At 70.3% G+C, this 24,296-nt stretch carries 19 protein-coding genes; 9 read left to right on the top strand and 10 right to left on the bottom strand.

From position 1 onward, the window contains the following. Positions 1-8: 8 nt before the first annotated feature. From ACZ4Z4_RS23340 to ACZ4Z4_RS23350, 3 genes are all read left to right on the top strand, one after another. Positions 9-1,049, top strand: a complete 1,041-nt coding sequence (locus ACZ4Z4_RS23340) for an ABC transporter ATP-binding protein (RefSeq protein ID WP_468330313.1) — start codon at positions 9-11, stop codon at positions 1,047-1,049. Between the two features lie 26 nt (positions 1,050-1,075). Beyond that, positions 1,076-2,110 (top strand): ABC transporter ATP-binding protein, encoded by a 1,035-nt coding sequence (locus ACZ4Z4_RS23345; protein WP_468330316.1) that lies wholly within the window; start codon positions 1,076-1,078, stop codon positions 2,108-2,110. Positions 2,111-2,274: 164 nt separating this feature from the next. Next, positions 2,275-2,811, top strand: coding sequence for a GNAT family N-acetyltransferase (locus ACZ4Z4_RS23350; protein ID WP_468330479.1), 537 nt, complete (start codon positions 2,275-2,277; stop codon positions 2,809-2,811). 1,318 nt (positions 2,812-4,129) lie between these two features. On the opposite strand, the gene ACZ4Z4_RS23355 is transcribed toward ACZ4Z4_RS23350, so the two are convergent. The 10 genes from ACZ4Z4_RS23355 to ACZ4Z4_RS23400 form a co-directional block, all read right to left on the bottom strand. After that, positions 4,130-4,684 carry a GNAT family N-acetyltransferase gene (locus ACZ4Z4_RS23355; RefSeq protein ID WP_468330319.1) on the bottom strand — a complete coding sequence of 185 codons (555 nt, stop codon included), beginning with the start codon at positions 4,682-4,684 and terminating at the stop codon, positions 4,130-4,132. Positions 4,685-4,783: 99 nt separating this feature from the next. Beyond that, the gene (locus ACZ4Z4_RS23360; protein WP_468330322.1) at positions 4,784-5,446 is read right to left on the bottom strand and encodes a hypothetical protein; all 663 of its coding nucleotides are present in this window, start codon (positions 5,444-5,446) and stop codon (positions 4,784-4,786) included. Then, positions 5,439-6,014, bottom strand: a complete 576-nt coding sequence (locus ACZ4Z4_RS23365) for a SigE family RNA polymerase sigma factor (protein WP_468330325.1) — start codon at positions 6,012-6,014, stop codon at positions 5,439-5,441. The genes ACZ4Z4_RS23360 and ACZ4Z4_RS23365 overlap by 8 nt, the downstream gene beginning before the upstream one ends. Positions 6,015-6,207: 193 nt before the next feature. Beyond that, complete coding sequence (locus tag ACZ4Z4_RS23370; RefSeq protein WP_468330328.1) at positions 6,208-7,356, bottom strand: ABC transporter ATP-binding protein; 1,149 nt, start codon at positions 7,354-7,356, stop codon at positions 6,208-6,210. Further along, positions 7,349-8,410, bottom strand: coding sequence for an ABC transporter ATP-binding protein (locus ACZ4Z4_RS23375; protein WP_468330331.1), 1,062 nt, complete (start codon positions 8,408-8,410; stop codon positions 7,349-7,351). Before ACZ4Z4_RS23375 ends, ACZ4Z4_RS23370 begins: the two co-directional genes overlap by 8 nt. A gap of 11 nt (positions 8,411-8,421) precedes the next feature. After that, complete coding sequence (locus tag ACZ4Z4_RS23380) at positions 8,422-9,384, bottom strand: ABC transporter permease (RefSeq protein WP_468330334.1); 963 nt, start codon at positions 9,382-9,384, stop codon at positions 8,422-8,424. Then, the gene (locus tag ACZ4Z4_RS23385) at positions 9,377-10,306 is read right to left on the bottom strand and encodes an ABC transporter permease (RefSeq protein ID WP_398300810.1); all 930 of its coding nucleotides are present in this window, start codon (positions 10,304-10,306) and stop codon (positions 9,377-9,379) included. The genes ACZ4Z4_RS23380 and ACZ4Z4_RS23385 overlap by 8 nt, the downstream gene beginning before the upstream one ends. An 82-nt stretch (positions 10,307-10,388) precedes the next feature. Beyond that, positions 10,389-12,014: a peptide ABC transporter substrate-binding protein gene (locus tag ACZ4Z4_RS23390; RefSeq protein WP_468330337.1), complete on the bottom strand. Its 1,626-nt coding sequence runs from the start codon at positions 12,012-12,014 to the stop codon at positions 10,389-10,391. 496 nt (positions 12,015-12,510) lie between these two features. Beyond that, a complete protein-coding gene (typA, locus tag ACZ4Z4_RS23395) occupies positions 12,511-14,418 on the bottom strand; it encodes a translational GTPase TypA (RefSeq protein ID WP_468330340.1) in 1,908 nt (635 codons plus the stop codon). A 246-nt stretch (positions 14,419-14,664) separates the two neighbouring features. Beyond that, entirely contained in the window at positions 14,665-17,079 is a 2,415-nt protein-coding gene (locus ACZ4Z4_RS23400; RefSeq protein ID WP_468330343.1) for an ABC transporter substrate-binding protein, read from the bottom strand. A gap of 323 nt (positions 17,080-17,402) precedes the next feature. Between ACZ4Z4_RS23400 and ACZ4Z4_RS23405 the strand changes: the two genes are divergently transcribed. The 6 genes from ACZ4Z4_RS23405 to ACZ4Z4_RS23430 all read left to right on the top strand — a co-directional run bounded on the left by ACZ4Z4_RS23405 (position 17,403) and on the right by ACZ4Z4_RS23430 (position 24,258). After that, positions 17,403-17,717, top strand: a complete 315-nt coding sequence (locus tag ACZ4Z4_RS23405; RefSeq protein ID WP_468330346.1) for a hypothetical protein — start codon at positions 17,403-17,405, stop codon at positions 17,715-17,717. 26 nt (positions 17,718-17,743) lie between these two features. Next, positions 17,744-18,580, top strand: coding sequence for a hypothetical protein (locus ACZ4Z4_RS23410; protein WP_468330349.1), 837 nt, complete (start codon positions 17,744-17,746; stop codon positions 18,578-18,580). Positions 18,581-18,596: 16 nt separating this feature from the next. Then, positions 18,597-20,546: a fumarate reductase/succinate dehydrogenase flavoprotein subunit gene (locus tag ACZ4Z4_RS23415; RefSeq protein ID WP_468330351.1), complete on the top strand. Its 1,950-nt coding sequence runs from the start codon at positions 18,597-18,599 to the stop codon at positions 20,544-20,546. After that, positions 20,543-21,313 carry a succinate dehydrogenase/fumarate reductase iron-sulfur subunit gene (locus ACZ4Z4_RS23420; protein WP_468330354.1) on the top strand — a complete coding sequence of 257 codons (771 nt, stop codon included), beginning with the start codon at positions 20,543-20,545 and terminating at the stop codon, positions 21,311-21,313. The genes ACZ4Z4_RS23415 and ACZ4Z4_RS23420 overlap by 4 nt, the downstream gene beginning before the upstream one ends. Continuing rightward, positions 21,277-22,002: a phosphotransferase gene (locus ACZ4Z4_RS23425; protein ID WP_468330357.1), complete on the top strand. Its 726-nt coding sequence runs from the start codon at positions 21,277-21,279 to the stop codon at positions 22,000-22,002. The genes ACZ4Z4_RS23420 and ACZ4Z4_RS23425 overlap by 37 nt, the downstream gene beginning before the upstream one ends. 132 nt (positions 22,003-22,134) lie before the next feature. Next, complete coding sequence (locus tag ACZ4Z4_RS23430) at positions 22,135-24,258, top strand: TPM domain-containing protein (protein WP_468330482.1); 2,124 nt, start codon at positions 22,135-22,137, stop codon at positions 24,256-24,258. The last annotated feature ends 38 nt before the right edge of the window (positions 24,259-24,296 follow it).

Raw genomic sequence — 24,296 nt, forward strand, 5'->3', positions numbered from 1 at the left:
GAGAACTGATGAGCACCCCCTTCCTGTCCGTACGCGACCTGCGCGTCCACTTCTCCACCGAGGACGGCACGGTCAAGGCCGTGGACGGCCTCGACTTCGAGGTGGAGAAGGGCAAGACCCTCGGCATCGTGGGTGAGTCCGGCTCCGGCAAGTCCGTCACCAACCTCGCCATCCTCGGCCTGCACCACAAGGACAGCACCGCCATCGACGGCGAGATCGTGCTGGACGGCCAGGAGCTCCTCACCGCCACCGAGCGGGAGCTGGAGAAGCTCCGCGGCAACAAGATGGCGATGATCTTCCAGGACGCGCTCGCGTCCCTGTCGCCGTACCACACCATCGGCCGGCAGATCGGCGAGACGTACCGCAAGCACACCGGGGCCTCCAAGAAGGAGGCCAGGGACCGGGCGGTCGAGATGCTGACGAAGGTCGGCATCCCGCAGCCCGATCTGCGCGTGGACGACTACCCGCACCAGTTCTCCGGCGGCATGCGCCAGCGCGCGATGATCGCGATGTCGCTGGTCTGCAACCCGGCGCTGCTGATCGCCGACGAGCCGACCACGGCGCTGGACGTGACGGTCCAGGCGCAGATCATGGACCTCCTCAAGGACCTCCAGCAGGAGTTCGGCACGGCGATCATCTTCATCACGCACGACCTGGGCGTGATCGCCGACATCGCGGACGACGTCCTGGTGATGTACGGCGGACGGTGCGTGGAGCGCGGCAGCAAGAAGGAAGTCCTGCGCGCGCCCCAGCACCCCTACACCTGGGGTCTGCTCGGCTCGATGCCGTCCCTGGACGGCCCGGTGGACGTCCCGCTCTCCCCCATCCCCGGCACACCGCCGAGCCTCCTCAACCCGCCCTCCGGGTGCCGGTTCCACCCGCGGTGCGCGTTCACCGAGCAGGTCGGGGGCGGACGCTGCTCGGGCGAGCAGCCGCTCCTGGAGCTGACCGGGGGCCGGGGCGCGGCCTGCCACCTCACCGCGGAGCAGCGGGCGGAATTCTTCGCGGACTACGCGAGTGCCGCGGGGCGCGGCACGCGCACCGACTGACGTACAAGAGACTGGACTTGACCACTATGAGCGACAGCACTCCTCTCCTGGATGTCAGCGGTCTGACCAAGCACTTCCCCATCCTGGGCGGGTTCCCGTTCAAGCGGCGGATCGGCGCCGTGCAGGCGGTGGACGGCCTGGACTTCACCGTGGCCGAGGGCGAGAGCCTGGGCCTGGTCGGCGAGTCCGGCTGCGGCAAGTCGACGACGGGCCGGCTGATCACCCGCCTCCTGGAGCCGACGGGCGGCACGATCTCCTACCGCGGCCAGGACATCACGCACGCCTCGCGCAAGCAGCTGGCGCCGGTCCGCTCGGAGATCCAGATGATCTTCCAGGACCCGTACGCGTCGCTCAACCCGCGCCAGACGGTCGGCAAGATCATCTCGGGTCCGATGGAGGTCAACGACATCAACCCGGCGGGCGGCCGCGAGGCCCGCGTGCGCGAGCTCCTCGAAACGGTCGGCCTCAACCCGGAGCACTACAACCGCTTCCCGCACGAGTTCTCGGGCGGCCAGCGCCAGCGCATCGGAGTCGCCCGCGCCCTGGCCCTCGAACCGAAACTGATCGTGGCGGACGAACCGGTCTCGGCGCTCGACGTCTCCATCCAGGCCCAGGTGGTGAACCTCCTCCAGAAGCTCCAGAAGGACCTGGGCATCGCGTTCCTCTTCATCGCCCACGACCTGGCGGTGGTACGCCACTTCTCGCAGCGGGTCGCGGTCATGTACCTGGGCCGGATCGTGGAGATCGCCGACCGCGAGAGCCTGTACGGGAACCCGCGCCACCCCTACACGAAGGCGCTCCTGTCGGCGGTGCCGGAGGCGACGGCGGACGACGTACCGCGCCGCGAACGCATCCTCCTGACGGGCGACGTCCCCTCTCCGGTCAACCCGCCGTCGGGCTGCCGCTTCCGCACGCGCTGCTGGAAGGCGACGGACAAGTGCGCGTCTGAGGACCCGCCGCTGGTCCAGATCTCCGGCAACCGAGAGGGCCACCTGACGGCCTGCCACTACCCGGAGACTCCGACTGAACGGACAGTCCCGTCGGCCCGTAAATCACTCTGACCACGGACTGCGCCTCCGATCCCCGACCGGGGGCCCGCCCACCCCTCCGGGCAGCGCCCCCACTCCCGGAACCGGCCCGCCCTCCCCCTTGACCCGAGCGGGGCGCGGCCGGTTCCGGGCCCGCCGTACCGTACAGGGCTCCCCTGAACCATCATGCCGAGATGATGAACACACACCACACCTCCGACCGGCCGAGCGCGGTCCGGCTCACCCAGTACACGAAGGCCGAGCAGGACGAGATCCTGGGCGCCGGCGACGACCCCTTCGGCGTCGCGGAGACCGGCCTGGCCTGGCTGCCGAAGGAAGAACACTTCGGCATACGTCACGAGGGCAGACTGGTGGCCCACGCGGGCCTGCGGCGCCTGCCCCTGACGGTCGACGGAACCGACCTGGAAGTGGTCGGGGTCGGCGGCGTGGCGGTCGCCCCCGACGTACGCGGCCGGGGCCTGGCCCGCCAGGTCCTCACCACGGCCCTCTCTCACGCCCGCACCATGGGCCCACCCCACGCCCTGCTCTTCTGCCGCCCGCCACTGGTCACGCTGTACGAGAGGCTGGGCTGGCACGCGCTCACCACCGAGGTACGGGTGGAGCAGCCCGGGGACCGCGTGGTGACGATGCCCCTGCGGACGATGGTGACACCGCTGCGGGAGAACGCGCGGTGGCCTGGGGGGCCGGTACGGCTGCGGTCACTGCCCATGTGACGGGCGCTGCCACGCCATGGCGCCTCGACGGCTTCACTGAACCGATCGGCGACTTCGGTGGGCCTGCGCCTTTGATGGGCACCGGGGCCGCCCGGTTTTTAGCGGAGTGTGGCGCCTCCGGGCCAGCAGTAAAGGGCGCTCCCTGCGGTCGCGTCGGCTGCGCCGATTCCGCTTCGCTCCACCCTTGACTCCCGTCCCTCCACCGCATGTTGACTTCGACGCGGACGGCCAGGGGTGGGGCCGACGGGGGCCGTCCGTGGGGTCATCCCCTTTCACTGCCGGGTGCGGACCGGCCCATCGTGCGTGCCTGTCACGGTCGGGCCTCGGCCCTCGGCTTCGCCGCTCGGGTCATCCGCTTTCGCTGCCGGGTGCGGCCCGGTCCACCGTGCGCGCCTGTCACGGTCGGGCCTCGGCCCTCGGCTTCGCCGCTCGGGTCATCCGCTTTCGCTGCCGGGTGCGGACCGGTCCATCGTGTGCGCGGGCCACGGTCGCAGTGCCGTCGGGCATGTGGGTGGCCGGTCGGGCACCTACTTTGGAAAAGTTGCGAAGGGAGAGGCCGCGCGCCCCCCTGCCACGCCGCGCGCGCCCTCATGCAGGGCCGTTCATCGCGGGATTCTGGCGCAGCGGGTCCGCATGTCAGGGGGGCGCATGGGCTGTTCGAGGGGGGCGTGCGGCGAACGCATTCACAACTTCGCGAAAGTAGGTTCCCGAACGGGGCCTCTACCACCCGGCCGGGACGGCGCATTTGCTGTGAAGGGGGCGCGCGGCTCCTGCATTCGCAACTTTGCCGAAGTAGGTGCCCGAGAGGGGCGGGGCCCTGGGCCTGCCCAGCGCCATGGACCGTGACGGCCGCCCACGATGGGCCGGTCCGCACCCGGCCGCGCGAGCCGATGACCCGAGCAGCGAGGCCGCGAGGCCGGGCCCAACCGAGCTGCGACCGTGACGGGCACGCACGATGGGCCGGTCCGCACCCGGCAACGAAGGGTGATGACCCGGCCAGCCGGGCCGCGCGGGCGGCCGCGCCTCAAGCATGGCCCGCGCCCACGATGGGCCGGTCCGCACCCGGCAGTGAAAGGGGATGACCCCACGGACGGCCCCGTCGGCCCCACCCCTGGCCGTCCGCGTCGAAGTCAACCTGCGGTGGAGGGCCGGGAGTCAAGGGTGGAGCGAAGCGGAATCGGCGGAGCCGACGCGACCGCAGGGAGCGCCCTTTACTCCCGGCCCGGAACCGCCACACTCCGCAAAAAACCGGGCGGCCCCGCCCACCACCCGGTACCGACAAGCCGAAGCCTCCCCCCTCTCTCCCCCCGCCGAGCACTCAGCAGGGATCCGTCACCAGGCGAGCGTGCAGCTCCACGTCGTACCGGACGCCGTCGTACGCCAGCTTCTGACGTTGCAGCCCCTCCACCGCGAAACCGGCCGCGCAGGCCACACGGCACGAGGCAGGGTTGTTCGTGCGGTGCCCCAGTTCCAGCCGGAACAGGCCGAGTTCGGCGAAGGCCCATCGAGACAACGCCCTGCAGGCGTGGGAGGCGATGCCCCTGCCGCGGGCGGCCGGTGTCGTCCAGTACGAGACCCAGCCCGTGGAGTGGACGTGGTCCACCGCGCCCACTGCGATGTTGCCCAACGGCGTGCCCGTACCGCCGTCCACCACCGCGAATGCGTATGCCGAACCGGCCTCCCACTCGGCCGTGCGCCGGTCAATCCAATCAGCGGCCGCGATGAGGGAGTCGACGGGCCTGTCGGCCTGGCGAGCCATCTCCGGGGCGGAGAAGGCCGCCAGGACGGCGGGAGCATCCTCGGGCCGCCAGGTGCGCAAGAACGGCCCGCCGGGGGCCGGCGACGGTGGGAGCGGGGGCAGGGACCGGTTCATGGCTGTGCTCTCTGGTTCTTTCCGGTGGGGCGGCAGGGGGCCGGGCGGGGAACGTGGGCAGGGTGCCCGGAGATTACGGGCACCGATGCGTCGGCAGTATTACCTCGCCGACTCCTCGACCTCCACCTCCACCACGGAGATCCACTTCCCCCAGCGCTCGACCTCCACCCTGAGCCAGGAGGCGGACCTGGTCGTGCCGGACCAGTGATCGTCCGTCCCCTCGTCGTGCCGCTTGAGACCGCACTCGGTCAGCGCCTCGTCGAGCAGGACCGCTTCGTGCCGCGCGACGGCCTCGCTCTCGTACGAGGTGACGCGGTGCCGTGCGTCCGCCCCCTTGTCGCTGTAGTACTCCCTGCCGTACTGGGTCTGGTCCGGTGCCGAGCGTGCCTCGTACGACTGCGGACAGCTGTCGCTTCCTCCCACCCTCGGCAGCGGGTGGTTCTCCGTGGTCTCCTCCTCGCCGCCCTTCCACTGCCACTTGCCGTGGGCCGGCATCTGTTCGGGAGGCAGCAGGCGCACCATGCCGTCCAGCAGGAAAGGGTTCTTCTCGGGCGTGGCCGCCGGGTGTACGTCCCGGCCGCCCTCGCGTGCATCGGGCAGTGCCGCCATGGTGAGCGCCCCGCCGGTGATCGCCACAGCGGCGGCCACCAGCGCGGCACGCCGGCGGACCGTCCGCCTGCGGCCCCGTGACCGCAGCTCCGCGCCGCTCGGCATCCGGACGGTAACCTCGTCCAGCAGTTCATCGACCTTGACCTCAGCCATGACTGGCAGCCTCCTCGCCGGTGCGCGCGGATGTGTGCGCGGGCGCTGGGGCAGCCGGGTCGGACAGGCGCTCGCCGAGGACTTTCCGGGCCCGGCTGAGGCGTGTGCGGACCGCGCCGTTGGAGGAACCCGTCTCCTGGGCCACCTGCTCCAGGGGGAGATCCAGAAGATGGTGCAGGACCACTGCCTGACGCTGCTGTGCGGGCAGTTGACGCAGCGCCTCGATCAACGCCACCCGGTCCGCGGACAGTTCTGGCACGTCCGCCGCCGCCCCGTGCCGCAGCTGTGCCCGCAGCCTGTTCCGGGTCCGCCGCCACGTGCTGATGGCCAGCCGCGATGCGACCGTCCGCACCCACGGCAGCGGATCCCCCCCACCCGTCAGTCGGTCCCACCGCTGCCAGGCCCGCACATACGCCTCCTGCACCGCGTCCTCCGCCTCCGCCAGGTCCCCGGTCATGGCGTAGACCGTGGCCACCAGGCGCTTGGCCGTGGCGGCGTAGAACGCGTCGAACTCCCCGGATCGCGCGGAGCGCGCCGATTCCGCGGAGCCTTCCGGCCGCGTTGCCATCGTCTTCCCCCGTCCCGCCTGCTTCCGCGTGCGCTGTCGCCCGCTTCTGACTGAGACACGCCCGGCGACCACGGGTTGTTACACGCGAAGGCGCCCCCGGCCGGTGTGGCAGGGGGCGCCTTCGCTCGCGTACAGCGATCTCGCGCGGGCTCGTACAGGCCGGGGCCGGTACGTCACGCGTCGCACGTCGGCGTCAGCCGACCAGTACCGCCTTCTCCTCCGCGAAGTGGCAAGCCGACTCGTGGGCCGCCGGAGTGTCCTGGCCCTTGAAGCGCTCCGGGATCGCGAGCAGGGGGACCTCCTTCGCGCACTTGTCCTCCGCCTTCCAGCAGCGCGTGCGGAAGCGGCAGCCCGAGGGCGGGTTGGCCGGGGACGGGACGTCGCCCGTGAGGATGATGCGCTCGCGGCCCTCGCGGGCCTCCGGGTCCGGGACGGGGACCGCGGAGAGCAGTGCCTGCGTGTAGGGGTGCGTCGGGTGCTCGTAGATCTGCTCGTCCGAGCCGATCTCCGCCATCTTCCCGAGGTACATCACGCCCACGCGGTCCGAGATGTGCCGGACGATCGACAGGTCGTGCGCGATGAAGAGGTAGGAGAGGTTGAACTCGTCCTGGAGCTTCTCCATCAGGTTGATGACCTGGGCCTGGACGGAGACGTCCAGGGCCGAGACCGGCTCGTCGCAGATGATGATCTCGGGGTTGAGGGCAAGGCCGCGCGCGATGCCGATGCGCTGGCGCTGACCGCCCGAGAACTGGTGCGGGTAGCGGTTGATGTACTCGGGGTTGAGGCCGACGACGTCCAGGAGCTCCTGGACCTTCTGGCGGCGCGAACCCTTCGGGGCCACCTCGGGGTGGATCTCGAAGGGCTCCCCGATGATGTCGCCCACCGTCATACGGGGGTTCAGGGACGTGTACGGGTCCTGGAACACCATCTGGATGTTGCGGCGGACCGCCTTCAGCGCGCGCCCGGACAGCTTGGTGATGTCCTGGCCCTTGTAGAAGACCTCGCCGGCCGTGGCGCGTTCGAGGGTCATGAGGAGCTTGGCGACCGTGGACTTGCCACAGCCGGACTCGCCCACGATGCCCAGCGTCTCGCCCTGGTACAGGTCGAAGGAGACGCCGTCGACCGCCTTGACCGCACCGATCTGCTTCTTGATCAGGATTCCCTGGGTGAGAGGGAAGTGCTTGACCAGGTTGCGGACCTGGAGGATCGGCTCGCCGCGCTCGACCGGCGCCTCGATGGCCGCGACGGCCTCCTCGGCGGTGGTCACCTCGACCGTTTCCACCTCGGAGACGTTCGGCGTTTCGTCCTGAGGTCCGTCGGACTTCTTGACCGGCTCAGCCATGGATCGTCTCCTTCCAGAAGTGGCACGCGCTGCCGCGGCCCGGCAGCTCCGCGCCGTCCTGCTCGGTGACCGGCACCAGGGCCGGGATCTCCGTGCGGCAGATGTCCTGCGCCTTGGGGCAGCGCGGGTTGAACGCGCAACCGCCGGGGATCTTGAGCAGGTTGGGCGGCAGGCCCTTGATCGCGTAGAGCTCCTGGCCCTTCTGGTCGAGCCGCGGGATCGAGTCCAGGAGACCACGGGTGTACGGGTGCGCCGGGCGCTTGTACAGCTCGTGGACGGGTGCCGTCTCGACGATCCGGCCCGCGTACATCACCGCGATCTTGTCCGCGACGTCGGCGACGACGCCGAGGTCGTGGGTGATCAGGATCAGGCCCATGTTGTACTCGCGCTGGAGCTCGGCCAGCAGGTCCATGACCTGGGCCTGGACCGTCACGTCGAGCGCCGTGGTGGGCTCGTCCGCGATGATCAGGTCCGGCTCCAGGGCGAGCGCCATCGCGATCATGATGCGCTGGCGCATACCGCCGGAGAACTGGTGCGGGTAGTCGTTCACCCGCTCCTTGGCCGCCGGGATCTTGACCTTGTCCATCAGTTCGATGGCCTTGGTCTTGGCCTCCTTGCGGCCCATGCCCTCGTGCACCCGGAACATCTCGCCGAGCTGGTAGCCCACCGAGAGGACGGGGTTGAGCGAGGAGAGCGCGTCCTGGAAGATCATCGCGATCTTGCGGCCGCGGATCTTCCTGCGCTCCTCGCCCGACATCTTGAGCATGTCCTGGCCGCGGAAGAGGATCTCGCCCTGCGGGATCTTGCCGGGCGGCATGTCGAGGATGCCCATGATGGCCTGGGCCGTCACGGACTTGCCGGAGCCCGACTCACCGAGGACGGCGAGCGTCTCGCCCGCGTCCACGCTGTAGTTGACGCCGTTGACTGCCTTGACCACACCGTCGCGGGTGTGGAACTCGACGTGGAGGTCATTCACGTCCAGGAGCCGGCCACTCTTCTCCTCGCCCGAGCGGGGGGCGGGGATGGAATCGGCCTTGAGATCGATGCTGGTCATGTACGCCTCCCTCAGCGCAGCTTCGGGTCGAGGGCTTCGCGTACGGCGTCACCCATCATGATGAACGCCAACACCGTGATGCTCAGCATTCCTGCCGGGAAGAACAGCGTGTGCGGGTTGTTCCGGATGTCCTGCGTCGCGTCGGAGATGTCGCCGCCCCACGAGATGGCGCCGTCCCCGAGGCCGAGGCCCAGGTACGACAGGGTCGACTCGGCCACGATGTACGTGCCGAGCGAGATGGTCGCGACGACGATCACCGGGGCGAGCGCGTTCGGCAGGATGTGGCGGAACAGGATCCGCTTCGTCCCGGCGCCGAGTGCCCGTGCCGCCACCACGTAGTCGGCGTGCTTGGTGGTGATCACCGCGCCACGCATCACGCGGGCGATCTGCGTCCAGCCGAGGAAGGCCAGCGCGCCCATCACGACCCACACGGTGCGGTCGGTGAAGGCGTTCAGGACGACCATCGCGCCGAGCAGGAACGGGATGCCGAAGAACACGTCGATGAGACGCGAGATCAGGCTGTCCCAGAAGCCGCCGAAGTAGCCGGCGAGCATGCCGCACAGGCCGCCGAAGACGGTGACCAGGATGGTCACGCCGACGCCGACGAGGATGGAGTTGCGCGCGCCGTGGACCACCCGGGCGTAGATGCTGCGGCCCGTCCTGTCGTAGCCGAACCAGTCGGCCTGGAAGAAGTGGCTCAGCTCCGGCTTGCCCAGGAAGTGGTTGACCTGGTCGCCCGTCTCCGGGTCGGTGCCGGTGAACATGCCGGGGAAGGCCGCCACCAGCAGCAGGATCAGGATCAGGACCGCCGAGATCACGAAGAGCGGATTGCGCCGCAGCTCGCGCCAGGCGTCCCCCCAGAGGCTGCGGGGCTTGCCCGACGACACCGGGGCGGAGACCGCGGAACCCGCCACGACTTCGTCCTGCGCCGCCGCGGTCTCGTCCGTGGTCGAGGTCTTGGTCAGGTCAGGCATAACGGATCCTCGGGTCCAGGACCGCGTAAAGCAGGTCGACGATCAGGCTGGCTGCGAGGTACACGAGCACCAGGACGGTGACGACACCGACGATGACCGCGCCCTCACGGCGGGCCAGCGCCTGGAAGAGCAGGTTGCCGACGCCCGTCACGTTGAAGATGCCCTCGGTGATGACCGCGCCACCCATCAGGGTGCCGATGTCCGTACCGAGGTAGGTGACGACCGGGATCAGCGAGTTGCGCAGCAGGTGCCGGGTGACGATGCGCTGGCGCGGCAGGCCCTTGGCGACCGCGGTGCGCATGTAGTCGGCCTGTCGGTTCTCCGCGATGGAGGTACGGGTCAGGCGGGCCACGTAGGCGAGGCCGACCATGCCGAGCACCAGGGCGGGCACGAGCAGCTGGCCCATGTTCTCGGAGTCCTGGACCGTGGGCGTGATCCAGCCCAGCTCGTTGCCGAAGAACAGCTGGCAGAGCAGGCCGACCACGAAGATCGGTACGGAGATCACCAGCAGGGTGAAGAGCGTGACCGTGTTGTCGACGAACCGGCCGCGCCGGATGCCCGCGAGGACACCGAGCGTGATGCCGACGATGAGCTCGAACGTCCAGGCCATGGAGGCCAGGCGCATCGAGACCGGGAATGCCTGGGTGATCTCGTCGAGCACCGGCCGGTTACCGGCGATGGTGTTGCCGAAGTCCCCTTGCAGCAGACCGCCCATGTAGTGCAGGTACTGCTCCCAGAGGGGCAGATCAAGACCACGGTCGTGCCGGATCTGCGCGACCTGCGCGGGGTCCGGCGGCTTGTCGCCCCACAGCGCCCGTACGGGGTCGCCGGGGAGCACGTTGACCATGATGAAGATCAACAGGGTTGTCCCGATGAAGACCGGGATCATCTGGAGCAGTCGCCGTGCGACGTAGCGCCCCATTGGTGCCTCCGTCCAATCCGGAGCCGCCCGAAGCGACGCCCGGGGATGACCGGGCGTCGCTTCGGGAACGGACCTCCGTCGACTACTTCTCGAAGACCTCGATGTCGGCCAGGACGGGGTCGCCGGCCTGGTCGAACTCGACGTTCTTCACGTTCTTGGAGTGCGCGGAGAGCGTCTTGTTGTACCAGAGCGGGATGCCCGGGAAGGTCTCCGCCAGGCGCTTCTCGGCCTCCTGGTAGAGCTCCGCGGACTCGTCGATGGTCTTGGCCTGGTCGGCCTTCTTGGTCAGCTCGTCGAACTTCTTGTCCGAGAAGCCACCCTTGTTGCCGTCGACGCCCGTGCCGTAGAGGTCGGCGAGGAAGTTGCCGTTGAACGGGTAGTCGAGCACCCAGCCCGACCGGTACATCGCCTTGACCTGCTTCTTGTCCCGCACCTCGGTGTCGGCCTGGAAGTCGGTCTTCGGGTCGCCGACGCACTTCACGCCGGTCGACTTGGTGATGCTGTTGCACACCGCCGTGACCCAGCCCTTGTGCGGCTGGTCGGCGTTGTACTGGATGGAGAGCTTGTTGCCGGGAACGCCGCCGCCGTCCTCGACGAACTGCTTGGCCTTCTTCGGGTTGAACTTGCAGAACTCGCCACAGGCGCCGGCCTTGTAGCCCTTGACGCCCTTGGCGACCCAGCCGGAGGCCGGCTCACGGGTGCCCGCGAAGGTGGTCTTGGCGATCGTCTCGCGGTCGATGGCCATCGACAGGCCCTGGATGACCTTGACGTCCATGTCCTTGAACGTCTTGCTGTAGAACGCCGGGTTGACCGTGTTGATCGCCGAGAAGTCCTGCTCGATGGCGCGGTCGCCGAAGTCCTGCTTGAAGTTGGCGAGCTCGCTGTCCGGGATCAGCGGCATCGTGTCGACGTTGTCCGAGCGCAGGTCGTTGTAGGCGGCCTGCGGCGTCGTGTACGCCTTGAAGTTGATGCCGCCGTTCTTCGGCTTCTTCTCACCCTTGTAGCCGGACCAGGCGGTGACCTGGATCGACTTCTTGTGGTCCCAGCTCTTGAACTTGTAGGGACCGTTGCCGACGGGCGACTCGCCGTACTTCTTCGGGTCCTTCAGCGCGGCCGAGGGCAGCGGGAAGAAGGGCTGGTAGACCAGCTTGTACGCGTAGTACGGGATGCCGTGGTTCAGCGTGATGGTGAAGGTGTTCTCATCGACGACCTTCAGGCCGGACATGGCCTTCTTCTTGGCCTTGCCCTTCTCCGGGTGCACGTCCTCGTAACCGACGATGTCGCGGTACCAGCCGCTGTTCTGCTGGCCGTTGGCCGGGTCGGCGGCCCAGTTCCAGGCGTCCACGTACGACTTGGCGGTGACGGCCTCGCCGTTGTGGAACTTCCAGCCCGGCTTCAGCTTGACGGTCCACACCTTGTTCGCCTTGTCGGGGGTGACCGACTCGGCGTTCTCGTAGGTGATGTCGCCCTTTTTGTCGTAGTGGACCAGGCCCGTGAAGAGCGAGTCGATGACGACGCTGCCGTACGCCTCCATGGTGTTGGAAGGCTGCAGGGCGTTCTGCGGCTCACCATTGGCGTAGCTGACGATCCCCTTGGGGTCGACCTTGCCGCTGCCGTTGCTGTCACTGTCGCCGCCGCCACAAGCGGTGGCCGTCAGCGCCACAACACCGGCTATCGCGACCCACTTGGCGCTCTTGGCACCACGCATGGGGTTCCTCCTCATGAGTCCACTTGTTCACTACAAGAGGGGGTACGTGAAACCGCGCCGACACCCCTGACGGCGAAGATCGAGTACCCCAGTGTGCTCGTGAGTCGGCGCTCCCCACAGCGCGTGACCCATTGACCCGAGCTATACGCGGTCAACTATTAGCCATGCGGTACCGGTCGACCACACTCTTTTGGTCTCGGTTCAATCACACCTGGCACGTACAACTTCCAAAATCCGGACAAACCGATCCGAGATAGATGGTTGCGAAACGGACGTGTTACACATCTAACGGTCAGTGACGTCCGCATACCGGACACTTGGCGGTGAAAAACCGGTTGCCGGGAGAGCTCCGCGCGGCAGTGGCCACACCGTACCGGTCAGCGGAAACGCCAGAGGCCGACTTCCGTCCGGCTCCCTCCGGGAGCGGCGAAAATCGGCCTCTTGAGCGGCTGTGTGCCGCCAACCGCCTGCGTCAGCGGCTCACTTGTGCATGGCCTCAGCCGTGCTTGGCGCGCGACGCGGAGCGGCCGCGCTCCTTCTGGTCCAGGACGACCTTGCGGATGCGCACGGCCTCCGGGGTCACCTCGACGCACTCGTCGTCGCGGCAGAACTCCAGGGACTGCTCCAGCGACAGCTTGCGCGGCGGCACGATCGCCTCGAAGGAGTCGGCGGAGGCGGAGCGCATGTTGGTGAGCTTCTTCTCCTTGGTGATGTTCACGTCCATGTCGTCGGCGCGGGAGTTCTCGCCGACGATCATGCCCTCGTACACCTCGGTGCCGGGCTCGGTGAACAGCACGCCGCGCTCCTGGAGGTTCGTCATCGCGAAGGCGGTGACGGCGCCGGCGCGGTCGGCGACCAGGGAGCCGTTGTTACGGGTCTTCAGCTCGCCGAACCACGGCTCGTGGCCCTCGTGGATGGAGTGGGCGATGCCCGTGCCGCGCGTCTGCGTCAGGAACTCCGTACGGAAGCCGATGAGGCCGCGGGAGGGCACGACGAACTCCAGGCGGACCCAGCCGGAGCCGTGGTTCGACATGTTGTCCATGCGGCCCTTGCGGACGCCCATGAGCTGCGTGACGGCGCCCATGTGCTCCTCGGGCACGTCGATCGTCATGCGCTCGACCGGCTCGTGGGTCTTGCCGTCGATCTGGCGGGTGACGACCTGCGGCTTACCGATGGTCATCTCGAAGCCCTCGCGGCGCATCTGCTCGACCAGGATGGCCAGCGCCAGCTCACCGCGGCCCTGCACCTCCCAGGCGTCGGGGCGCTCGGTGTCGAGGACGCGCAGCGAGACGTTACCGATCAGCTCGCGCTCCAGGCGGTCCTTGACCTGGCGGGCGGTGACCTTGCGGTCCTTGACCGCGGACTTGGCGTCCGCGCCCTTGCCGGTGCCGCCGCGGCCGACCAGCGGCGAGGTGTTCGTACCGATGGTCATGGAGATCGCCGGCTCGTCGACCGTGATCAGCGGCAGCGCGACCGGGTTCTCCGGGTCGGCCAGGGTCTCGCCGATCATGATGTCGGGGATACCGGCGACCGCGCAGATGTCACCCGGGCCCGCCATCTCGGCCGGCTTGCGGGTGAGCGCCTCGGTCATCATCAGCTCGGTGATGCGGACGTTCGAGATGGTGCCGTCGCGCTTGATCCAGGCGACCGTCTGGCCCTTGCGCAGCTCGCCCTGCTCGACGCGGAGCAGCGCGATGCGGCCGAGGAAGTTGTCGGCGTCCAGGTTGGTGACGTGCGCCTGGAGCGGGGCGCTCTCGTCGTACGTCGGGGCCGGGACGTGCTCCAGGATGGTGGAGAAGAACGGCTCCAGGTTGGTGGAGTCCGCCGGGACCGTGCCGTCCTCCGGCTTGGTCAGCGAGGCGACGCCGTCACGGCCGCAGGCGTAGACGATCGGGAACTCGATCTGGTCCTCGTCGGCGTCCAGGTCGAGGAAGAGGTCGTACGTCTCGTTGACGACCTCGTCGATCCGGGAGTCGGGGCGGTCCGTCTTGTTGATGCACAGGATGACCGGGAGGCGCTGCTGGAGCGCCTTGCGCAGCACGAAGCGGGTCTGCGGGAGCGGGCCCTCGGAGGCGTCGACCAGCAGGACGACCGCGTCCACCATCGACAGACCGCGCTCGACCTCGCCACCGAAGTCGGCGTGGCCGGGGGTGTCGATGATGTTGATCGTGATCGGGTCCCCGCCGTCCTTGGGGTGATACTTCACCGCCGTGTTCTTGGCGAGGATCGTGATGCCCTTCTCACGCTCCAGGTCGTTCGAGTCCATCATGCGGTCGTCGAGGGACTCGGCGGCGTGCGCGGCGAAGGAACCGGCCTGCTTGAGCATGGCGTCGACGATGGTCGTCTTGCCGTGGTCGACGTGAGCGACGATGGCGACGTTACGGATGTCGTGGCGCGTGGCCATAGTGCGGCGTACTCCTGGAGTGAGTGGACGGTCACGCGTACATCTGAGTTACGCGGACCCTGCCGGGCTGGACACGCCACGGCCTCACCCCAGTCTACGTGTCCCTCGCGGAGGCAGCCTCCGCGGGGGCTTCGCAGGGGTGCGGAAAGCCTCGGGAACTCTGGGGAAACAGCAGGTCAATGGGTAGAACGAGCTTGCCCGCCGGGGTGGTCGGCGGGCAAGAGAGTTGAGCGTAATCTGAGCCGCTCACTTCCCGGGCGGCGGCGCGGAGGCCTTCGCGCCCGCCTTCAGGAAGCCGATGTCCTCGTAGTGCGGGGCCTGGAAGCCGAACGCTCCGGCGTTCGCCAGGTTCGGGCGGGCGGCGAGCAGCTGGGGGCGCTGGTAGAGGGGGATGGAGCCCGCCTCGGCCCAGATGCGGGCGTCCGCCTTCCTGACCAGCGAGCGCGCCTCCTCCTCGTCCAGCTCGCCGACGGCCTGCTCGAAGAGCTGGTCGATGTGGTCCGTGCCGACGCGCGTGTAGTTCTGCTCGACGTTCAGCGAGCCGTCCGCGGCCGGCACCGGCTTGGCGAAGATCGGGCGGGCGTCGGTGGCCGGGAAGGCCGAGGCGGGCCACGAGTACAGGGCCAGGTCGTACTGGCCGGAGGCGATGTGGTCCTTGAAGTAGCTGTCGTCGGCGACCTTCGCCGTCTCCGTGCGGACGCCGATCTTCTGCAACATCCGGGAGATCCGGTCGGCCACCGCGCGTAGCGACTCCGAGCCCTCCCCGGAGGGCAGCACGAAGCGGAGGGTGAGGGGCTTGCCGTTCTTGGCCAGCGGGCCGGCCGCGGTCTTCGCCGACCCCTTCGGCGCGGCGGTGCCCTTCGACGCGGCGGTTCCCTTCGGGGCGGCGGTTCCCTTCGGGGCGGCGGTTCCCTTCGGGGCGGCGGTTCCCTTCGGGGCGGCAGTGCCCTTCGGGGCGGCAGTGCCCTTCGGGGCGTACGCGCCGGGGGCGCCGCCCTTGGCGTGCTGCCTGGAGTGGTCGCCCGGTTCCCGCTTCTTCTCCTTGTCGGCCTCGCGGGGCAGGGCGACGACGTCGGCCTGGCGGTTCAGGACGGCCCGCTGGTAGGCGGCCGCGGGGGCCGGGGCGAGCACGGAGGTGCCGTTCTCGCGGGGCTTGCCGTCCTCTTCGCCGACGATGTAGGTGCCGTCGTCGGAGGACCCGGGCTTCCCCTTGTCTCCCTTGCCTGCCTGGCCCGCCTTGTCCGACTTCTCGCCCTTGCCCGCCTTCCCGGCCTTCTTCTCGTCGGCCTCGCCGCCCGCCGCCTTCTCGCCCTTCTCCAGGGCGCCCTTGGTCCAGCCGGCGTCCGCGAGCAGCGCCCGCGCCTCGGCGGTGTCCTGCTTGCCGAGGGCCCCGCTGTTGTCCGCGTACGCCTGCTGTCCCGCCAGGGCGAGATGGCTGCCGACCGGCACGGCGGGCAGGCCGAGCGGCTTGAGGACCGTCTTCGCCAGCTCCTTGCGGTCCAGGGCGCGGGCGACCGCGCGGCGCACCCGGTCGTCGGCGAGGGGGCCCTCGGAGCCGTTGAGCGCGAGCTGGGTGTAGGCGGGCTCCAGGGACTTGCGGACCACGTAGCCGCGCAGGGCCGCCTGCTCGGTGGCGTACTCCTTGACCGCCTTGGCCGTCCGGGCGCGGGCCTCGATCTCCGCGTCGGCGGCCTCCTCGTCGGAGCCGTGGGCGACCGCCCAGGAGCGCAGCGCCTTGCCGGGGGTGAGCCCGGCGGCGGGGCCGTGGGCCGCCGGGCCCCCGGACCCCTCGTCCCGGGCGGCCCGGGTGATCCGCCCCGCCTCCGCCGAGCCGATCGTGGCGAGGTCGACCTTGCCCTTGGCGAGCGCCTCGGTCCGCTCGGCGCGCGCCACCTCGCGCAGCACGATCCTGTCGAGCTTGGCCGGGCGGCCCCACCAGCGCGGGTTGCGCTCCAGCGTGACGTCGCCGGCCTTGCGGTCGACGGCCCCGAGCGCGAAGGGGCCCGCCGTCACCTTCAGCTTGCGGCGCGCGCCGTCGTTGAAGGAGTCGGGGGTGCCCATGACCTGCTTCGGGTACAGCGGCGAGAAGAGGGAGCGCCAGTCTGCGTACGGCTTGGCGAAGGTGACCCGCACCTCCAGGTTGTTGGCGCCGCGCTCGATCTTCGCGATGCGGTCGTAGCCGGCGTTCCGGGCCGTCCAGTACGCGGTGTCCTTTCCGGACAGGGCCCGCCACTGGGCGAGGAAGTCGTCGGCGCCGATCTCCCGGCCGTCGCTCCAGACCGCCTGCTGGTTCAGCTTGTACAGGACGACCTGCTGGGGTTCGCGCTGGACGACCTCCGCCGATTCGAGGAAGTCGGCGTTGCGCTGCGCCCTGCCCTGTGCGTCGAGGCGGAACAGGGACGGCAGGACCGCGCCGGCGATCCGTCCGGTGGCCTCGTCGGCGTCGGCCTGGAAGGTGTTGAACGTCTCGGGCCGGGCGTCGACCGCCCAGTTCATGGCCCCTCCGTCGGCGACCAGGTCCCTGGCGGCGGGAGCGATGTCCTGGCCCGCGGTCGGCCGGCCGGCCTCGTCGTCCGAGCTGCAACCGGCGAGGGCGGGCAGAGCCAGCACCCCCGTCGCGAGGAACACGACAGATCTGACCCTGACGCGGTCGTGGGACATGGCTGGTACCTCCGGGGTCCGGGGCTCGCCCGGCCGCCCGCTGCCGGGACCGGGCCGGGTTTGATCACGTTTGGCGGTATATGGAGCTGATCACATCTATGGCCCCCACTGAAGGGGACGGGACGCGCGCCCCGGCGGCGACACGACGCGACGGCGCCCATATCCCACCCGTGCGGCCCAACGGCCGGGACGGCGCGTGATCCGGCGCATTCACCGCCCCTGATCCGGCAATCGGTGCAGATCCCTTCACAAGCCGGGATGTGACGCGCGACACTCGCAGGCGCATGAGCGTTGCCACCGCACCCCTGAAGTGAGGGCAAGTAATGGCTCTGCACGACGAATTGACGGCTGTTCAACGATGCGTGGACGACCTCGTCCGGACCGTCGGCCGACTGGAACAGCAGGCCGGCGCCGAGCTTGCGGGGGTCGACGTGCGCCGGGTGCGTACGGACACCGACCATCTGCGCGAGAGCGTGGCCCTGCTGCGTGCGGCGGCCTCGCCGCCCCCGCCCCGCACCGCGCCGCCCGCCCCCGACTTCGTGACCATCCCCGACACGCCGTACGACAGCTCTCTGTGGACGAACACCGGAGACCTCGACGACGAGGGCCTCGGCGGCCGCGACCGCCACGCGCCCTGAATCCGCCCGCTCTGATTGGAGCCTCGTTGGCCACCGGCACGGAACCCCAACCGAAGAGCGGACCGGCCCCCGGCGGCGGCGTACGTGACGGTACGCGCGCCGCGATCACCGCTGCCCATCTGCGGACCGACCGCTGGTGGCTGGCGCCCGCGGGATCCGTCGTGGGGCTGCTCGCCTTCATCGTCTACTCGACCTGGCGCGCCTTCGCGAACGCCGACTACTACGCCGCGCCCTACGTCTCGCCGTTCTACTCGCCGTGCCTGGCCGAGAACTGCGAGCCGATGCGCTCAGGACCCAACTGGGAGATCTTCGGCAGCTGGTGGGGCCTGTCCCCCTCGGTGCTCATCCTGATCTTCCCGCTGGGCTTCCGGCTGACCTGCTACTACTACCGCAAGGCCTACTACCGCGGCTTCTGGGCGTCACCGCCCGCCTGCGCGGTCGCCGAGCCGCACAAGAAGTACACGGGCGAGACGCGCTTCCCGCTGATCCTTCAGAACATCCACCGGTACTTCTTCTACGCCGCCGTGCCGGTCGCGGGCATCCTCACGTACGACACCGTCCTCGCCTTCCGCGACGAGCACTACGAGTGGGGCCACATGGGGCTCGGCACGCTCGTCCTGCTCGTCAACGTCGTACTGATCTGGATCTACACCCTCTCCTGCCACTCCTGCCGGCACGTCATCGGCGGCAGGCTCAAACACTTCTCCAAGCATCCGGTGCGGTACCGCCTGTGGCAGTGGACCGGCAAGCTGACCGCCCGTCACATGCTGCTCGCGTGGACGTCGCTGGCGAGCGTGGCGCTCGCCGACCTCTACGTCTACCTGGTCGCGAGCGGTGCCTTCGACGATCCGCGCTTCTTCTAACGGACAGGACCTTCTGATGTCTCAAGTGGAACGGCAGCAGTGGGACGTCGTCGTGGTGGGGGCCGGGGGCGCGGGGCTGCGGGCCGCGATCGAGGCGCGGGAGCAGGGCGCCCGGACCGCCGTGATCTGCAAGTCGCTCTTCGGCAAGGCCCACACGGTGATGGCCGAGGGCGGCATCGCCGCGTCGATGGGCAATGTGAACTCCGGCGACAACTGGCAGGTGCACTTCCGCGACACCCTGCGCGGCGGCAAGTTCCTCAACCAGTGGCGCATGGCAGAGCTGCACGCGCGCGAGGCACCGGACCGCGTGTGGGAGCTGGAGACGTGGGGCGCCCTGTTCGACCGCACGCCGGACGGCCGCATCTCGCAGCGCAACTTCGGCGGCCACGAGTACCCGCGCCTCGCACACGTGGGCGACCGCACCGGCCTCGAACTGATCCGCACGCTCCAGCAGAAGATCGTCTCCCTCCAGCAGGAGGACTTCCGCGAACACGGCGACTACGAAGCGCGGTTGAAGGTCTTCCAGGAGTGCACGGTCACCCGGGTGCTCAAGGAAGAGGGCACGGACTTCGGCGAGGCAGGCCGGGTCAGCGGCGCCTTCTGCTACGACCGCGAGTCCGGCCGCTTCTTCGTCCTCGAAGCGCCGAGCGTGGTCCTCGCGACGGGCGGCATCGGCAAGTCCTTCAAGGTGACGTCGAACTCGTGGGAGTACACGGGTGACGGGCACGCGCTCGCGCTGCTCGCCGGGGCGCCGCTCCTGAACATGGAGTTCGTGCAGTTCCACCCGACGGGCATGGTCTGGCCGCCATCGGTCAAGGGCATCCTCGTCACCGAGTCCGTGCGCGGCGACGGCGGGGTGCTGCGCAACTCCGAGGGCAAGCGGTTCATGTTCGACTACGTCCCCGACGTCTTCAAGGAGAAGTACGCGCAGTCGGAGGAGGAGGGCGACCGCTGGTACGAGGACCCGGACCACAACCGCCGCCCGCCCGAACTGCTCCCCCGTGACGAGGTCGCGCGCGCCATCAACGCCGAGGTGAAGGCGGGCCGCGGCTCCCCGCACGGCGGTGTCTTCCTCGACGTGTCGACGCGCATGCCCGCGGAGGTCATCAAGCGTCGACTCCCCTCCATGTACCACCAGTTCAAGGAGCTCGCGGACGTCGACATCACCGCGGAGGCCATGGAGGTCGGGCCGACCTGCCACTACGTGATGGGCGGCATCGCGGTCGACTCCGACACCGCGGCGGCGCGCCGGGTGACGGGTCTTTACGCCGCGGGCGAGGTCGCGGGCGGCATGCACGGCTCCAACCGGCTCGGCGGCAACTCACTCTCCGACCTGCTCGTCTTCGGGCGGCGCGCGGGGCTGCACGCGGCACGGTACGCCGCGGGGCTCGCCGCCCGGCCCGCGGTGGACGAGGTGCAGATCGACACGGCGGCCGCGGAGGCGCTGCGGCCGTTCAGCGCCGAGGGCCTGGAGGACGGGGCGACCCCGGAGAACCCCTACGCCCTCCACCAGGAACTCCAGCAGACCATGAACGACCTGGTCGGCATCATCCGCCGCGAGGCGGAGATGGAGCAGGCGCTGGAGAAGCTCGCCGAACTCCGGGTGCGGGCGCGGCGGGCCGGTGTCGAGGGCCACCGCCAGTTCAACCCGGGCTGGCACCTCGCCCTCGACCTGCGGAACATGCTCCTGGTCAGCGAGTGCGTCGCGCGGGCCGCCCTGGAGCGCACGGAGAGCCGCGGCGGCCACACGCGTGAGGACCACCCGACGATGAACCGCGAATGGCGCCGCGCCAATCTGCTCTGCCGGCTGGCCGACCCGAGCGAGGGGCTGGCGGCCACCGATCCCGTACGCGGCCAGATCGACCTCGTGCGCGAGTCCACCGAACCGATCCGCCCGGACCTGCTCGCCCTCTTCGAGAAGGAGGAGCTGGTCAAGTACCTGACGGAAGAGGAGCTGTACGAGTGAGTTCGTACGACGCGCGATTCAAGGTCTGGCGCGGGGATCTCGGCGGCGGCGGCCTGGCGGACTTCAAGGTCGAGGTCAACGAGGGCGAGGTCGTCCTCGACATCATCCACCGGCTACAGGCCACCCAGGCACCCGACCTCGCGGTGCGCTGGAACTGCAAGGCGGGCAAGTGCGGTTCGTGCTCCGCGGAGATCAACGGCAGGCCCCGGCTGCTGTGCATGACGCGCATGTCGGTCTTCGACCGGGACGAGGTCATCACGGTGACGCCGCTGCGCGCCTTCCCCGTGGTGCGCGACCTGGTGACGGACGTCGGCTTCAACTACACGAAGGCGCGCGAGGTCCCGGCCTTCGTGCCGCCCCCGGGTCTCGGCCCCGGCGAGTACCGCATGCAGCAGACGGACGTGGACCGCCCGCAGGAGTTCCGCAAGTGCATCGAGTGCTTCCTGTGCCAGGACACGTGCCACGTGGTGCGCGACCACGAGGAGAACAAGGAGGCCTTCGCGGGCCCCCGCTTCCTGATGCGCGTCGCCGAACTGGACATGCACCCGCTGGACGCGGCGGCCGAATCCGGCCTCGACCGGAAACGAACCGCACAGGAGGAGCACGGCCTCGGCTACTGCAACATCACCAAGTGCTGCACGGAGGTGTGCCCCGAGGGCATCAAGATCACGGACAACGCACTGATCCCCTTGAAGGAACGGGCCGTTGACCGCAAGTACGATCCGCTGGTGTGGCTGGGGAACAGGATTCGGCGGCGGGCGGAGTAGCGGACAGGGCTGGTGCGGGGGCGCTGATCGGTTCGGGCCGGACCGCCGATGTCTTCGCGCTGGACGACGGGTGGGTGCTGCGCCGGTACCGGGACGGCACCGACGCCTCGGATGAGGCGGACGTCATGGCGTATCTGTGGGAGCACGGTTACCCCGTGCCACAGGTCCGGACGGACGGTGCCCGCGGCGGCGCGGAGCTGGTGATGCGCCGCCTGACCGGCCCCACCCTCGCTGAGGCCGCGACGGCGGGCACGGTGTCCCCCACGGAGGCGGGTGCGCTGCTCGGGACGCTGCTGCGGCGCCTGCACGCGCTGCCGGCCCGCTCTCCGGGCGCGCCCCCGGACCACCGGGTGCTCCACCTCGACCTGCACCCGGAGAACGTCCTGCTCACACCGGACGGGCCCGTGGTGATCGACTGGGCCACCACGGAGGAGGGCCCGCCCGGCTTGGACCGCGCGATGTCCGCGCTGCTCCTCGCGGAGGTGGCCGTGACAGCCGGCCCCCTCTCGGCGGGCTGCCGCACCGCACTCGCCGCGCTGCTCAAGGAGACCGGAGACGACTGCTCCGGCCCCGTCGGGGACGGCTTCCTCACGGAGGCCCGGGGACGCCGGGCAGGGAACCCCACGCTGGGGGCCGTCGAGGTGGGGCGGTTGAGCGCGGCGGTGGGGCTGGTACGGGAGTTGGCTTAGGAGGAGCGGGCGGGTGGCCCGGCGGCGGGTGGCGGCGGCCTCCGGTCCGTGGTGGCCGGCGGCCCTCCGGTCGGCGTCCGTGAGGTCCCCGGGTCGCGGGAGCCCGAATGCCCCCATACGCTCCCCAATGTGATGCCGCCCTCGTCGATGGCCGTGCGGGCAGCAGGGGCCGTGGTGGCCTTGCTGCTCGGGTGGTTCTCGGTGTCGTGTCCGGTGCCTGCGTTCGCCGAGGAGCCGGTCGCCCTGTCCCGCACGGGGCAGATCACCGATCGGAGCAGTGCGCTCGAAGGGCGGGAGGGGGCGGTCGGGCGGGCCCTGGAGCGGCTTTACGACGAGCGTGGGGTGCAGCTCTTCGTCGTCTACGTACGTGACTTCTCCGGGCGCTCCCCGCAGAGCTGGGCCGATGCCACCGCCGAGCGCAACGGTCTCGGGCTCGACGACGTGCTGCTCGCCGTGGCCACGCACGACCGCCGGTTCGCGTACTCCGTGGACGACGGGTCGCGGCTCACCGACGCGCAGCTGCGGGACGTGGCGACCACCGCGGTCCGGCCCGCCCTGCGCGAGAACGACTGGGCCGGGGCGGCCGTCGGCGCGGCGGAGGGCTACCGCGCGGTGCTCGCGGGCCGGCCCGTGCCCACCCCTTCGGTCACGCCGGGCCCGGCCGACCCGGGCGGCAACGACTCCGCGACCGGCGATCTCGTGCTGCCCGTGGCGGCGGCCTGCGCGGCCGGGGTCGCGGCGACGGTCGCGTACAAGCGGCGCAGGAAGCGCGCCACCACCCGCACCACGCCCGGTGGCGGTAGCAGCTGGGGGCAGGGGGTGCCCCGGGGCAAGGGAGAGGTCCCGCTCCCCGAGCTCGACAAGAAGGCCCGCCTGCTGCTCGTCGAGACCGACGACGCCATCCGCACCAGCACTGAAGAGCTCGGCTTCGCCACCGCGCAGTTCGGCGAGGAGGCGGCCAAGCCCTTCGGCGCGGCGCTCGCCTCCGCGCAGGCCGAGCTGACGGCGGCGTTCCGACTGCGGCAGGAACTCGACGACGCCCACCCGGAGGACGACCCGACCAGGCGTCGCATGCTGGAGGAGATCGTCGCGCGCTGCACGGAGGCGGGCCGCAGGCTGGACGCCGAGACCGCGGGCTTCGACGAGCTGCGCGCCCTGGAGAAGAACGCCCCGCGGGCCCTGGAGCACGCGGAGGCGGCGTTCCGGCAGGTCGAGGAGCGCACCGGCGCCGCGCAGGACACGCTTGAAAACCTGCGCAGGACGTACGCGCCGACGGCCTCCGCCACCGTGCTCGGCCATGTCGGACAGGCCAAGGACCGTCTGGCCTTCGCGGCCACCCACCTCGGTCTGGCCCGGCAGCGGGTCGACGCGGGCGAGAACGGCGGGGCCGCCGTCCACCTGCGGGCCGCCGAGGGCGCCGTGGACCAGGCCGGCACGTTCGTGGCCGCCGTCGGCCGGCTCGCCGACGAGCTCGCGCAGGCCGCGGGGAAGCTGCCCGACGCCCTCGCGGAGTCCGAGGCGGACCTCGCCGACGCGCGCGGCCTCCTGGCGGGCACCGGGGAAGGCGTCTCCACGGCGGATCTGCGGGGCCGGGTGGCCCGCGCGGAGGCGGTCCTCGCGGACGTGCGCGGACGGCTGGCCGCGGGGCCCGTCGACCCCATCGACGCCCTGCGCCGCGTGGAGGAGGCCGACGCCGCACTCGACGAGGCGCTCGCGGGCGCCCGTGAGCGCGAGGTCGCCGACCGCCGCTCCCGGACCCTGCTCTCCCAGGCGCTGCTCACCGCGCGCAGCGCCGTCGGGGCGGCGACGGACTTCGTCACCACGCACCGCGGCGCCGTCGGCAGCGAGGCGAGGACCCGGCTCGCGGAGGCGTCACGGCACCTCGCGCGGGCGGAGGCCGCCGAGGACGGGGACGCCACCGCCGCGCTCGCCGCGGCCCAGCGGGCGGACGGGCTGGCCCGGCAGGCGCAGCAGCTCGCGGAGCGTGACGTGCGGGGCTACGGCAATCCGCTCGGCAACCCGTACGGCGATCCCTACGGAGGCAGCCCCTACGGAGGCGGCTTCGGCGGCCGGGGCGGCGGAATGGGCGGCGCGGTGCTCGGCGGGATCATCCTGGGCGGGCTCTTCGGAGGCACCGGCCGCCGGGGCGGTGCCTACGGAGGGGGCGGTTTCGGCGGCGGCCACACAGGCGCCGGCCCCGGCAGTTTCGGTGGCGGCGGCACGCGGGGGCGCAGAGGCGGAGGCGGCAGGTTCTGACCCCTCGTACGTCCCCGGCACACCCCCGTACAACATCC

Source organism: Streptomyces sp. NPDC030245, from assembly GCF_055572995.1.

What these genes read in the sequence shown, in the direction of transcription:
- typA (WP_468330340.1), bottom strand. Translation starts at nt 14,418, where the DNA reads ATGGCCACGCGCCACGACATCCGTAACGTCGCCATCGTCGCTCACGTC.
- ACZ4Z4_RS23430 (WP_468330482.1), top strand. Translation starts at nt 22,135, where the DNA reads ATGCCGCCCTCGTCGATGGCCGTGCGGGCAGCAGGGGCCGTGGTGGCC.
- ACZ4Z4_RS23375 (WP_468330331.1), bottom strand. Translation starts at nt 8,410, where the DNA reads ATGACCAGCATCGATCTCAAGGCCGATTCCATCCCCGCCCCCCGCTCG.
- ACZ4Z4_RS23385 (WP_398300810.1), bottom strand. Translation starts at nt 10,306, where the DNA reads ATGGGGCGCTACGTCGCACGGCGACTGCTCCAGATGATCCCGGTCTTC.
- ACZ4Z4_RS23415 (WP_468330351.1), top strand. Translation starts at nt 18,597, where the DNA reads ATGTCTCAAGTGGAACGGCAGCAGTGGGACGTCGTCGTGGTGGGGGCC.
- ACZ4Z4_RS23370 (WP_468330328.1), bottom strand. Translation starts at nt 7,356, where the DNA reads ATGGCTGAGCCGGTCAAGAAGTCCGACGGACCTCAGGACGAAACGCCG.
- ACZ4Z4_RS23365 (WP_468330325.1), bottom strand. Translation starts at nt 6,014, where the DNA reads ATGGCAACGCGGCCGGAAGGCTCCGCGGAATCGGCGCGCTCCGCGCGA.
- ACZ4Z4_RS23355 (WP_468330319.1), bottom strand. Translation starts at nt 4,684, where the DNA reads ATGAACCGGTCCCTGCCCCCGCTCCCACCGTCGCCGGCCCCCGGCGGG.
- ACZ4Z4_RS23360 (WP_468330322.1), bottom strand. Translation starts at nt 5,446, where the DNA reads ATGGCTGAGGTCAAGGTCGATGAACTGCTGGACGAGGTTACCGTCCGG.
- ACZ4Z4_RS23405 (WP_468330346.1), top strand. Translation starts at nt 17,403, where the DNA reads ATGGCTCTGCACGACGAATTGACGGCTGTTCAACGATGCGTGGACGAC.
- ACZ4Z4_RS23400 (WP_468330343.1), bottom strand. Translation starts at nt 17,079, where the DNA reads ATGTCCCACGACCGCGTCAGGGTCAGATCTGTCGTGTTCCTCGCGACG.
- ACZ4Z4_RS23350 (WP_468330479.1), top strand. Translation starts at nt 2,275, where the DNA reads ATGAACACACACCACACCTCCGACCGGCCGAGCGCGGTCCGGCTCACC.
- ACZ4Z4_RS23390 (WP_468330337.1), bottom strand. Translation starts at nt 12,014, where the DNA reads ATGCGTGGTGCCAAGAGCGCCAAGTGGGTCGCGATAGCCGGTGTTGTG.
- ACZ4Z4_RS23345 (WP_468330316.1), top strand. Translation starts at nt 1,076, where the DNA reads ATGAGCGACAGCACTCCTCTCCTGGATGTCAGCGGTCTGACCAAGCAC.
- ACZ4Z4_RS23380 (WP_468330334.1), bottom strand. Translation starts at nt 9,384, where the DNA reads ATGCCTGACCTGACCAAGACCTCGACCACGGACGAGACCGCGGCGGCG.
- ACZ4Z4_RS23340 (WP_468330313.1), top strand. Translation starts at nt 9, where the DNA reads ATGAGCACCCCCTTCCTGTCCGTACGCGACCTGCGCGTCCACTTCTCC.